The 12,427-nt window shown below is 42.9% G+C and carries 10 protein-coding genes and 1 riboswitch; of the genes, 6 read left to right on the forward strand and 4 right to left on the reverse strand.

The features are described 5' to 3' along the window. The first annotated feature begins 60 nt into the window (after nucleotides 1–60). Nucleotides 61–2,040 carry an exoribonuclease II gene (rnb, locus tag HMPREF9064_RS03230; protein WP_006718856.1) on the forward strand — a complete coding sequence of 660 codons (1,980 nt, stop codon included), beginning with the start codon at nucleotides 61–63 and terminating at the stop codon, nucleotides 2,038–2,040. Between the two features lie 121 nt (nucleotides 2,041–2,161). On the opposite strand, the gene HMPREF9064_RS03225 is transcribed toward rnb, so the two are convergent. Beyond that, a complete protein-coding gene (locus HMPREF9064_RS03225) occupies nucleotides 2,162–2,644 on the reverse strand; it encodes a Dps family protein (protein WP_006718857.1) in 483 nt (160 codons plus the stop codon). A gap of 190 nt (nucleotides 2,645–2,834) precedes the next feature. On the opposite strand from HMPREF9064_RS03225, the gene HMPREF9064_RS03220 reads away from it, so the two are divergent. From HMPREF9064_RS03220 to HMPREF9064_RS03200, 5 genes are all read left to right on the forward strand, one after another. Then, nucleotides 2,835–3,995, forward strand: a complete 1,161-nt coding sequence (locus HMPREF9064_RS03220; RefSeq protein ID WP_006718859.1) for an EmrA/EmrK family multidrug efflux transporter periplasmic adaptor subunit — start codon at nucleotides 2,835–2,837, stop codon at nucleotides 3,993–3,995. A gap of 9 nt (nucleotides 3,996–4,004) precedes the next feature. Next, nucleotides 4,005–5,522: a DHA2 family efflux MFS transporter permease subunit gene (locus HMPREF9064_RS03215; protein ID WP_032998176.1), complete on the forward strand. Its 1,518-nt coding sequence runs from the start codon at nucleotides 4,005–4,007 to the stop codon at nucleotides 5,520–5,522. 67 nt (nucleotides 5,523–5,589) lie between these two features. Beyond that, nucleotides 5,590–5,692, forward strand: a riboswitch (TPP riboswitch). A gap of 82 nt (nucleotides 5,693–5,774) precedes the next feature. Further along, nucleotides 5,775–6,830, forward strand: a complete 1,056-nt coding sequence (locus tag HMPREF9064_RS03210; RefSeq protein ID WP_006718863.1) for an ABC transporter substrate-binding protein — start codon at nucleotides 5,775–5,777, stop codon at nucleotides 6,828–6,830. 152 nt (nucleotides 6,831–6,982) lie between these two features. Beyond that, the gene (locus HMPREF9064_RS03205; protein ID WP_006718865.1) at nucleotides 6,983–7,261 is read left to right on the forward strand and encodes a helix-turn-helix domain-containing protein; all 279 of its coding nucleotides are present in this window, start codon (nucleotides 6,983–6,985) and stop codon (nucleotides 7,259–7,261) included. Further along, the gene (locus tag HMPREF9064_RS03200) at nucleotides 7,261–8,541 is read left to right on the forward strand and encodes a type II toxin-antitoxin system HipA family toxin (RefSeq protein WP_081456144.1); all 1,281 of its coding nucleotides are present in this window, start codon (nucleotides 7,261–7,263) and stop codon (nucleotides 8,539–8,541) included. The genes HMPREF9064_RS03205 and HMPREF9064_RS03200 overlap by 1 nt, the downstream gene beginning before the upstream one ends. A 78-nt stretch (nucleotides 8,542–8,619) precedes the next feature. On the opposite strand, the gene HMPREF9064_RS03195 is transcribed toward HMPREF9064_RS03200, so the two are convergent. Genes HMPREF9064_RS03195 through HMPREF9064_RS03185 form a run of 3 tightly spaced genes read right to left on the reverse strand, consistent with a single transcriptional unit; the run spans nucleotide 8,620 to nucleotide 12,366 of the window. Beyond that, nucleotides 8,620–9,015, reverse strand: a complete 396-nt coding sequence (locus tag HMPREF9064_RS03195; RefSeq protein ID WP_006718869.1) for an HNH endonuclease — start codon at nucleotides 9,013–9,015, stop codon at nucleotides 8,620–8,622. Then, the gene (locus HMPREF9064_RS03190) at nucleotides 9,002–9,409 is read right to left on the reverse strand and encodes a (deoxy)nucleoside triphosphate pyrophosphohydrolase (protein WP_006718872.1); all 408 of its coding nucleotides are present in this window, start codon (nucleotides 9,407–9,409) and stop codon (nucleotides 9,002–9,004) included. Before HMPREF9064_RS03190 ends, HMPREF9064_RS03195 begins: the two co-directional genes overlap by 14 nt. A gap of 47 nt (nucleotides 9,410–9,456) precedes the next feature. Continuing rightward, nucleotides 9,457–12,366 carry a valine--tRNA ligase gene (locus HMPREF9064_RS03185; RefSeq protein ID WP_407641381.1) on the reverse strand — a complete coding sequence of 970 codons (2,910 nt, stop codon included), beginning with the start codon at nucleotides 12,364–12,366 and terminating at the stop codon, nucleotides 9,457–9,459. Nucleotides 12,367–12,427: the final 61 nt, after the last annotated feature.

The following is a 12,427-nucleotide window of genomic DNA, read 5'->3' on the forward strand; positions in this document are numbered from 1 at the left end:
CACTCCGCCATTTTATGATGATTTCGGCAGGCTCCAGTCTGCCCTACGATAAAAATAATTATGTTCCAAGACAACCCATTACTCGCACAACTCAAACAACAAATTCATGACAGCAAAGAACGTGTAGAAGGCACAGTAAAAGGCTCCGATAAAGCCTATGGTTTTTTAGAATGTGATAAAAAAAGCTACTTTATCACGCCACCTGCCATGAAAAAAGTCATGCACGGCGATAAGATCAGTGCCACGATCGAAAAACAAGGCGATAAAGAACAAGCCGAACCGGAGGCCTTAATCGAGCCGATGCTTACCCGTTTTATCGCGAAAGTGCGATTCAATAAAAACAAGAAATTGCAGGTGCTTGTTGATCACCCTAACATCAATCAGCCCATTGGCGCCGCGCAAAGCAAAGCTGTCAAAGAAGAATTACAGGAAGGCGATTGGGTTGTGGCAACCTTAAAAACACACCCTTTGCGTGACGATCGTTTTTTCTATGCGCAAATCACTCAATTTATTTGCCACGCCGAAGATGAACTGGCACCTTGGTGGGTGACACTTGCGCGTCACGAACAACCGCGTGAACCGGTGCAAGGACAAGATCAGTATGAAATACAAGATCAAGAAACGCGCGAAAATCTGACCGCACTTCACTTCGTCACCATCGACTCTGAAACAACACAGGACATGGACGATGCCTTGTATATTGAGCCTATCACCTCAAACAGTGAACAAACCGGCTGGCAATTAGTGGTGGCCATTGCCGACCCAACGGCTTACATCAGTTTAAATTCACAAATCGAAAAAGACGCCAAACAACGTTGTTTTACCAATTATCTGCCCGGCTTCAATATTCCGATGTTGCCGCGCGAACTTTCCGATGAGCTTTGTTCCTTAAAACCCCACGAAACCCGTCTGGCATTGGTTTGCTACATTCAAACGGACTTACAGGGCAACATCAGCGCGCCAGCAAAATTTGTGTTAGCCGATGTGCAATCAAAAGATAAATTGACGTATAACCAAGTTTCCGATTACTTAGAAGGCAAAGACAATGCTTGGCAGCCGGAAAATCCGGAAACGGCACAGCAAATTCACTGGTTGCACCAATTTACCCTGACCAGAACGCAATGGCGCAAAACTCACGCCCTGCTTTTTAAAGAAAAACCGGATTATTCTTTCGTGCTGGCAGAAAACGGCAAAGTGCAAGAAATTAAAGCGGAATACCGTCGTATTGCCAACCAAATCGTGGAAGAATCCATGATTATCGCGAATATCTGCGCTGCCCAATTTTTACATGAAAACCTGCAATGCGGCATTTTCAACACACACAGCGGATTCGATAAAAAATTCTTGGAAAACGCCCACAATTTCTTGTTAGCTAATTTAGCCAATGATGAAAACAAAGCGGAATTACAAAGTCGTTATGCACCAGAAAATTTGGCAACCTTAAAAGGTTACTGCCAAATGCGCCATGATATTGAACCGATTGAAGGGGATTATTTGGAATTCCGTTTGCGTCGTTTCCTCACTTTTGCAGAATTTAAAGCGGAATTGGCACCGCACTTTGGCCTGGGCTTAAACGGCTACGCCACGTGGACGTCGCCAATTCGAAAATATTCAGATATGGTGAACCATCGCTTAATCAAAGCCCATTTAGCGGGCCGAGATTTTGCGAAACCGGAAGAAAGCGTACTCGCGCGTTTACAAGAAGCCCGTCGCCAAAATCGTTTGGTGGAACGTGATATTGCAGACTGGTTATATTGCCGTTATTTGGCGGATAAAGTCGCTGAAAAACCGGAATTTGAAGCGGAAGTGCAAGATGTGAGCCGCGGTGGTTTACGCGTGTTACTTCTGGAAAATGGTGCATCCATGTTTATTCCGGCATCAACCTTACACGACAATAAAGACGAGGTCGCCATTAATACCGATGAAATTGCTTTTTATGTGAAAGATCAGCGTCAATACAAAATCGGCGATATCTTGCGTGTACAGTTAACCGAAGTCCGTGAAGACACACGCAGCATTGTCGGCGTAGTGATTAAATAAAAAAGTGCGGTAGGTTTTACAGATGTTTTATAAAACACCATAAAAAATCACCGCACTTGCTATAAAAAATCCTGCTTAAACATCAAGCTTAAGCAGGATTTTCTTTTATGCAGGCTATGTTTTAGTTTGCACAAGTTTGGCAAGCGGCTTGGAACATCCAAACTAATTTTTCTTGCTCTTTAATGTAATCACTCATTTGTGAAGCGGTGCCTTCGTCATCGGCATCCCCAGCCAACGCGAGAATTTCACGTTGTTGTGTCAGCAACACTTTGAAACCTTCTAAAGTGCCTCTTAAACAAGCTGCCGCACTGCTCACTGCAATTTCTTCTTTAATACGGGAATGGCTCAAATATTGGCTAAATGCGTTGTTCGGCGTATAACCTAAGGTCAAAATACGTTCTGCGACTTCATCCACTTTTTCCACAAGATCAGTATAAATTTCTTCAAATTTTGCATGTAATTCAAAGAAATTCACGTCTTTGATATTCCAGTGATATCCACGTACGTTGGTATAAAACACTTGGTAAGTGGCCAATAATTCATTTAATTTTGTCGCTAAGACTTCAGATTTTGCAGTATCTAAACCAATCATTGTTTTTGACATAATGTGTTCTCCTATACTTTGTTAATTTATAAAAGATGAACGATTTAAACCTCAAACCGTTCGTTTTTGTTGGCGTAAGTATAGAAAAAAGCACATAATAGCGCCAATTGTTACACCGAATAGAATTGATAGATAATAAAAATTAAAAAATCAAAAAACAATTTTTAAAAGCTATCAAAAAGGAATATAAATGACAGACACAACTCAAGAAACAATTTCCACGCAAAAAAACACACGGAAAAAAGCCCTAAGTATTTTCTTCGTTATCCTCATTCTTATCACCGTTCTCACCGGATTATATTGGTTCTTTTTTATTAAAAATTACCAAACCACCGAAGACGCTTACGTGAGTGGCAATCAAGTCATGATTTCCTCGCAAATTGCTGGAAATGTGCGACAAATTAATGCAGAAAACATGGATTTTGTGCACGCGGGAGATGTATTACTTGAGTTGGATGACACTGATTATCAACTGAGTTTCAATCAAGCGCAAAGTACCTTAGCAAGTGCAGTACGCCAAATTTCCCAGCTGGGCTATACCGTTAAACAACTGGAAGCAACGGTTCAAGCCAACCAAACGGCGTTGACGAAAGCACAAGGCGATTTAGCGCGCCGTGAACTGTTAGGGAAAAGCGGAGCGATTGATAAAGAATCGCTACAACACGCGAGAGAAGCAGTAATGACAGCGGAAGCTAACTTAAAAGCCGTGAAAAACCAACTTGCTGCCAATAAATCTTTATTAATGAATGTGCCGCTGAAAGAACAGCCGGAAATTCAAAAAGCCATCAGTTCGGTCAAACAGGCATGGCTCAATTTACAACGCACCAAAATCACCAGCCCGGTCGATGGCTATGTGGCGCGCCGAAGCGCGCAAGTGGGACAAAAAGTTGCCGTGGGTAGCGCGCTAATGGCGATTGTTTCCAACGAACAAATGTGGGTAGATGCCAATTTCAAGGAAACGCAATTAAAAGACATGCGCATCGGTCAACCGGTGAAATTATCCTTTGATTTATACGGTCATGACGTGAAATTTGACGGCAAAGTAGAAGGTATCGAAATGGGTACCGGCAGCGCATTTTCTTTGCTCCCTGCCCAAAATGCCACCGGTAACTGGATCAAAGTGGTGCAACGCGTGCCAGTTCGTATTAGCCTAGATGCACAACAAATTGCTAACTACCCTTTGCGTATGGGCTTATCTACCTTGGTTGAAGTGAATATTTCAGATACCCGTGGTGAAATGTTGTCGCAACAAAAACGTACTGCGCCGCTCTATTCCACCAATACGTTGAATTATGATCAAAGTGCGGTGGAAAATCTCATCGAAAAAATTATTCGCGATAACACAAACTAAGGCTTGCCCATCATGCAAAAACCCATTGAAGGTGCTGCCCTTGGCATCATTACGTTAGCGCTGTCTCTTGCCACGTTCATGCAAGTATTGGATTCCACCATTGCAAACGTGGCGATCCCCACGATTTCGGGCGATCTCGGCTCATCGTTCAGCCAAGGCACTTGGGTGATTACCTCTTTCGGCGTCGCCAATGCCATTTCTATTCCCATTACCGGCTGGCTTGCCAAACGTTTCGGGGAAGTAAAATTATTCCTCATTTCCACCGCACTTTTTGTTTTAGCCTCTTGGCTATGCGGCATTTCTCATAGTTTGGAAATGTTAATTTTATGCCGTATTTTCCAAGGCTTGGCGGCAGGTCCGATTATTCCGCTGTCTCAGAGTTTGCTACTCAATAACTATCCTCTGGAAAAACGGGGCATGGCATTGGCATTTTGGGCAATGACCATAGTAGTTGCACCGATTTTCGGTCCCATTCTCGGCGGTTGGATCAGTGATAATTTACATTGGGGGTGGATCTTCTTTATTAATGTGCCCGTTGGACTGTTCATTATCAGTACCAGTTGGAAAATATTAATGCCACGAGAAAGTAAAATTCAGCACCAACCGATTGATACGGTGGGATTAGTCTTATTGGTTTTGGGTGTAGGCTGCTTGCAATTAATGCTAGATCAAGGGCGTGAGCAGGATTGGTTCAACTCCACTGAAATCATCATTCTTGCCGTTATTTCCGCGGTAACCTTAACCGCACTTGTCATTTGGGAACTGACGGATGACAACCCGGTAGTAGATATTTCCCTATTCAAGCAACGCAATTTCACTGTGGGCTGTTTGTCCACCAGCTTGGCATTTTTAATTTACCTCGGCTCAGTGGTGTTAATTCCCTTGTTGCTGCAACAGGTTTTTGGCTACACCGCCACTTGGGCAGGTTTAGCATCCGCCCCCGTAGGACTATTCCCGATTTTGTTATCCCCTCTTATCGGTAAGTTTGGACATAAAATCGATATGCGTATTTTGGTCACCGTCAGCTTTGTGGTCTATGCCATTACCTTTTATTGGCGTGCCGTTACCTTTGAGCCGGGAATGAGTTTTGCCGATGTAGCACTGCCGCAAATGGTGCAAGGGTTAGCCGTCGCCTGTTTTTTCATGCCACTTACGACTATTACGCTGTCCGATTTACCGGCACACAAAATGGCATCCGCCTCAAGCTTGTTTAACTTTTTGCGTACCCTTGCCGGATCCATCGGTACTTCCCTTACTACATTCTTGTGGTATAACCGTGAAGCCGTTCACCACTCACAGCTGACTGAAGCCATTACGCCGTATAACCCTACTGCACAACAGTATTACCAGATGATGGAGCGTTTCGGTCTGGGTGAAGAACAAACTTCTTCCCTGCTTGCCCGCAACATTACATCGCAAGGTTTTATCATCGGCGCCAACGAGATTTTTTGGTTATCCGCCGTGCTGTTTTTGGCATTATTTATTTTGGTCTGGTTTGCCAAACCGCCTTTTGGGAGCCGCCGCTAAAGTGCGGTCCAAAAAAGAAATATTTTTCACTTTTATTTACAAATCAATAACAAACACCTATAGTAATGCGCGTTAGTCGGGGTGCTCCGTTGGCTTAAATAACGGAGCTGAGAAATACCCGTGAACCTGATACAGTTAGCACTGACGTAGGAAACTAATGCACTTCACTCTGCTTCCATGGCTTCTTTCAGCCTATTTCCCCGTTTAGTTGTTAGCTGGTTTTGTTTTTCAATCTCACCAAGGATTAAATCAATGACCAAGCTTTCTAAAAATTATTCACCACTAAAAACATCCTTAAAAACAACCGCACTTTGCTTACTTCCAATGCTGTTTTATACACAAAACGCCCAAGCGGAAGGCAAACTGACCATTTATTGCAGCGTACAAAATGTCACCTGCGAAAAAGTTACGAAACGCTTTGCCGAAAAATACAACGTCGATGCCCAATTTGTACGAAACAGTACTGGCACCGTACTCGGTAAAATCAAAGCAGAAAAAGAAAATCCACAAGCAGATGTGTGGTTTGGTGGCACATTTGAACCGCACTTACAAGCCGCCGATCAAGGTTTGCTCGCGACATACCGCTCACCATTACAAAAAAATATCATGCCGCAATTTAAGAAATTAATGGATGAACGAGGTGATTACACATCGATCATTTATTTAATGGAAGTCGCCATTGGCGTGAATACGGAAAAATTAAAACAGCTCAATATTCCGGAACCAAAATGCTTTGCCGATTTGCTCAAACCGGAATTCAAAAATCAAATTCAATATGCCGATCCCCGCGTATCCGGCACGGGCTATTCTTTTCTGACGACATTAGTGCAGCTTTGGGGCGAAGAAAAAGCATTTGATTACTTGAAAAAACTCAATGCGAACGTGGCGCAATATTCCAAAAGCGGCTTAGCCACCGGCAACTTAGCCACCGGCGAAGTGGGCGTTGATATTGCCTTTATGCACGGCTATGTGCGTGAAAAAGACAAAGGCGCACCGGTAAAAGGCATTTTACCTTGTGAAGGCGTGGGCTACACGTTAGGGTCGGTAAGCATCATCAAAGGCGCACGTAATCTAGAAAATGCCAAACACTTCGTGGACTTCGTTCTCGACACCGAAGCGCAAGAAATCCCATGGCGTGAGTCCGACTCTTACCAAATCCCCGCCAACATCCATGCGAAAGCGTCCCCAAAAGCCAGCGATCCAAGCAAATTAAAATTATTGGATATTGACTTCATCCGCTTTGGCGCCGACGCAGAAAGCAAACGCTTAATTGAGCGTTGGGTTGAAACAGTCAAAGGAGAAAAATAGCTGAGAAAAAAGTGCGGTGGAAATTTTAATCGTTTACAGATTATATCGCATAGGATATAAAACATAAATTATACTTTACAAGATATAAAAAAGCTTTATACTTCATAGCGTATAAAATAATTTCTATACGCTATAGCGTATGAGGAGTCACAATGGTTATCACCACCGCAAAAATGCTTTCTCATGTAATTCGGGAATTTCGCTATCAAGGCGATCTGTCACAAACTGATGTTGCTAAACTCGCCGGAACGACCCAAGCCCGAATTTCAGCGTTTGAGAATGAGCCGGAGCGTACTAAATTAGAAACGCTATTTAAAATTCTGGCAGGACTAGAACTAGAGCTTATTGTGCAACCACGCAAAAAGTCATCTAATACCGCTCTCTCAATTAAGGAGCCAACAGCAACATACGATGACGATGAGGCATGGTGATGAGTAACTCGATTCTAAACGTCGCCATGAATGGCTTGTTAGTCGGTGAATGGCGAAAACTCACCAGTGGCGCAACCGAATTTCAGTATGCGGAAAAATGGCTTGAATCTGTTCGCTCGCGCCCTATTTCATTGTCACTGCCCTTGTCGCACAAAATTTATCGAGGAGATTCCGTTTACAATTTCTTCGATAATCTCCTCCCGGACAATGAGCAGATCCGTTCACGCATTCAGCAACGTTTTCAAACCTCAACAAAATCCCCATTTGATTTACTTTCGGCGATTGGACAGGATTGTATCGGCGCAATTCAGCTTTATCAGGGTGAGAACCGGTCGGTACGTCAAATTTATGCAGAACCGTTAAATGACAAAGAGGTGGAAAACGTGCTGAAAAACTACCGCACTTTTCCTCTTGGTATGGAAGAAAGCGAGGATTTCCGAATTTCTTTAGCCGGCGCTCAGGAAAAAACAGCGCTGCTTTATTATCAAAATCAATGGCAGCGCCCTTTGCATTCCACCGCGACCAGCCATATTTTTAAACTCCCGATTGGTATGGTGGCACAAGGGCAACTTGATCTTTCCGGTAGCTGTGAAAATGAATGGCTTTGCTTGAATATTATGAAAGCCTTCGGTTTGCCGGTTCCTCGAAGCCAAATTCAGTATTTCGGTGAAATGAAAGTGCTGATTGTGGAGCGCTTCGATCGCCGTTGGTCTGAAAATAGAAGTTGGCTAATTCGTTTACCACAGGAGGATATGTGCCAAGCACTCAACATTGCCCCTGCGCGAAAATATGAAAATGACGGCGGGCCGAGCATTCTTCAAATTATGTCGCTTCTCAAGGGTTCATCCAACGCCCAAGCAGATCGCAAGCAGTTTTTTAAAGCGCAAATTATTTTCTGGCTGCTTTGTGCCATTGACGGCCATGGCAAAAATTTCAGTCTATTTTTGGAACAAGAGAATCGCTATCGTCTAACGCCTTTTTATGACGTGATGTCCGCCTATCCGCTCATCAACCACAACGGACTACAAAAACAAAAAGTCAAAATGGCAATGGCGTGGCACGGCAAAAATAAACATTATTTATGGGATAAAATACAACCCCGCCACATTTTCAACACCGCTAAACTCGCAGGCTTGTCAAAGGAAACAGTTGAAGACGTTTTGCATGAGATCAGTGCGCTATATCGAAGAGTCAGTGAAATAAATACCCATGGATTGCCTGATGAAATTGTGGAGCCAATTTTAATGGGATTGGAAATGCAGATGAAAAAGATAAGTTAAAAAAGTGCGGTGGAAATTCACCGCACTTTTACTATAAATAACCAAAACCTCATTATAAAAACTGTAATAAAACAATTTTTACTTTCTTTTTAATGGAAAAATCCAAACATTTCGCAACAATCCATTCTTATCTTTTTGTTTTTCTTGGTAAGGTTCATCTGCCAAATAAACTTCACCAATATAGCTATATTTTTTAGGCTCAAATACCTCAAAAAGGTGGACCTTAACTCCATTTGTTCTTGATTCTACTAGAGTTTTATTTTGTTGAAAATCAAGCTGTTGTTCACCTTCCGCTCCCATTCCTGTATAATGTAACGTATCACCTTTCCATACGTCGTCATAAAGGTGTTTAGTATGATCAAAAATAAGAACTAAAGAATTAGTTTTCTTAGAACGACGCATTCCACCAGCATTCCCACATTTAAATACATCCATTAACTCTTGATTTGTTAATACAGTATCAATTCTTAGCATTTTTAAAATCCTCAATAATTTTCTTTGCTATTGGAATATCAGCTGGCAATAGCTGATAACTTAATAACTCATTATATTTTACCCATTTCAGACCATTATGAACTATTAAATTAGGTTCACCAGAAACAATACGGCAATAAAAAGCAGTTAAATTAACAGATATATTAGGATAATGATGTATAGCATCTAAACAGTAAGATTCAACTTTAACAAGAACATTTAACTCTTCTTTTAATTCTCTGATAAGAGCCTGTTCGGCATTTTCATCTTTTTCTAACTTTCCACCCGGAAATTCCCATCCTGAAAAAATCTTATCTGTTGATATTCTTTCAGTTAGAAGAATTTCTTTTCTATCATTCAAAATAATTCCAGCAGAAACACTAATTATGTTCATATTTTTCCTGAAAAAAAGTAGGCATGATGCCTACTTTTTATGTTTTGTTACAACGCCTCAATCGCCTTATACTGCTCACGAATTTTTTCTAATCCGGATTGGTATTCGGCTTGTTTTTCGCGTTCTTTGGCGATAACCGCTTCTGGGGCTTTGGCGACGAAAGCTTCGTTGCTGAGTTTGCTTTCGATGCGTTTAACTTCGTTTTGATATTTTTCAATCTCTTTAGTTAAACGAGCAAGCTCGGCTTCTTTATTGATGAAACCTGCCATCGGCACGAGGATTTCGGTGTTGCCGACTAACTTCGCCACAGCTAACGGCGCTTGTTCACCCTCTTTAAGCACGCTGACGCTATCTAATTTCGCCATGGCTTGTAAAAGTGCGGTCTGTTTTTCCAGTATTTTTTGCTCATCGGCTGGAATATTACGGAATAACAGATCGAGGCCTTTACTTGGTGCGATGTTGCTCTCGGCACGGATGTTACGCACGGCAACAATCACCTCTTTGAGCCAGTTGATCTCTGTTTCAGCCTCAGTATCAAAAGCGCTCTCTTCCACTCGTGGGAAAGGTTGCAACATGATGCTGTCGGCGGTGATACCCATGAATCCTTTCACTTTTTGCCAAATTTCTTCAGTAATAAATGGCATGAGCGGGTGTGCTAAACGCAACAATTTTTCCAACACATGAACCAAAGTTTGGCTTGCTGCACGAATTTGCGCTGCGTTGCCGTTGGCAAATACCGGTTTGGTGAGTTCCAAATACCAGTCGCAGAATTGGTTCCAAGTGAATTCATAAATCGCATTGGCACAAAGGTCGAAACGATATTGGCTTAATGCGCTGCGGAACGTTTCTACTGTGCGATTGAATTCGGATTGAATCCAACGGTCTGCCACGGAGAATTCAATTTCGCCTTGGCTTAAATCTAATTTGTCATTGGTGAGAACGAAGCGGCTTGCGTTCCACAATTTATTACAGAAGTTACGGTAGCCTTCTAGGCGTTTCATATCCCAGTTGATATCGCGACCATTTGAAGCCAACGCAGCTAATGTGAAACGCAATGCATCCGTACCGTGAGCGGCAATACCCTCAGCAAATTCTTTACGGGTCGCTTTGGCGATTTTCTCTGCCAATTGCGGCTGCATCATGTTGCCGGTGCGTTTTTCAAGTAAATCTTCAAGGCTGATGCCATCAATCATATCGATTGGATCGAGCACGTTACCTTTCGATTTCGACATTTTTTGACCTTGTTCATCACGGATCAAGCCTGTTACGTAAACCGTTTTAAACGGCACTTGTGGTTTGCCATTTTCATCTTTTATGAAGTGCATCGTAAACATAATCATACGCGCAACCCAGAAGAAGATGATGTCGAAGCCGGTGATTAACACATCCGTAGGGTGGAACATTTTGAGTTCTTTGGTTTGCTCCGGCCAACCTAAGGTAGAGAACGTCCACAAGCCTGATGAGAACCACGTGTCTAATACGTCTTCATCTTGTTTGAGTTCAACCGCAGAATCTAAGTTATATTTTGACCGCACTTCAGCTTCGTTGCGCGCGACATACACGTTGCCTTCCGCGTCATACCACGCTGGAATACGGTGTCCCCACCAAAGTTGGCGAGAGATACACCAATCTTGAATATCGCGCATCCAAGAGAAATAAAGGTTTTCGTATTGTTTCGGTACGAATTGGATTTCGCCGTCTTCCACCGCTTTGATTGCTACATCAGCAAGCGGTTTCACGCTCACATACCATTGGTCGGTTAACATCGGCTCAATCGGCACGCCGCCACGGTCGCCATAAGGCACTTTTAAATCATGCGGTTTAATTTCATCTAATAAACCAAGCGCTTCAAAATCTGCCACGATTTTCTTACGTGCAGCGAAACGCTCTAAGCCACGATAATCGGCTGGCATAACATATCCTTCAGAGGAACTGACAGCGTAAAAACTTGGTGAACTATATATTTTTTCACCATTCGAATAAGTTACATTTTCTTTTGGTTTTTCTTGATAAGTTAAAACTTCTGCCTCATTACGAATATGGGCATTTAGAGTAAAGATATTAACCATTGGCAATTTATGACGATCACCCACTTCATAGTCATTAAAGTCGTGCGCAGGGGTGATTTTCACTACACCGGTACCGAATTCACGATCCACATATTCATCGGCAATAATCGGAATTTCACGGTTAGCCAGTGGCAGAACGACCGTTTTACCAATTAGAGATTGATAACGCTCATCTTCCGGATGAACCGCAACCGCCGTATCGCCCAACATGGTTTCCGGACGCGTGGTTGCTACGACTAAATACTCTTTACCATCTGCCGTTTTCGCACCGTTGGCTAACGGATAACGGAAATGCCAAAGGGAACCTTTGCTCTCTTTGTTTTCCACTTCTAAATCAGAAATCGCGGTGTGAAGTTTTGGATCCCAGTTTACTAAGCGTTTGCCACGGTAAATCAAACCTTCTTCATGCAAGCGAACAAACACTTCTTTTACCGCATTGGATAAACCGTCGTCCATGGTGAAGCGCTCACGTTCCCAGTCGATGGAGTTACCTAAACGGCGCATTTGTTGGCTGATTGTGCCGCCTGAATAGGCTTTCCAATCCCAAATTTTGTTGATGAACGCTTCGCGGCCATAATCGTGGCGGGTTTTACCTTCTTCTGCGGCGATTTTACGCTCCACCACCATTTGGGTTGCGATACCCGCGTGGTCTGTCCCCGCTTGCCATAAGGTGTTATGCCCTTCCATACGGTTAAAACGGATTAAAGTATCCATTAAGGTTTGTTGGAAAGCGTGCCCCATGTGTAAAGAACCTGTGACGTTCGGTGGCGGAATCGCAATGCAATAGCTCGGCGCATTTTCATTTTCAGACGGTTTAAAATAACCGCTCTCTTCCCAATGTTGATAAAGGGCTTGTTCTACCGCAGACGGATTAAAACGGTCTGCCATTTCGAATTTTTGTGTCATTTATTTATTCTCTTTTAGTAAGATTCAACTTATTTATTGGACC

Source organism: Aggregatibacter segnis ATCC 33393, assembly GCF_000185305.1.
GTDB classification, from domain to species: domain Bacteria; phylum Pseudomonadota; class Gammaproteobacteria; order Enterobacterales; family Pasteurellaceae; genus Aggregatibacter; species Aggregatibacter segnis.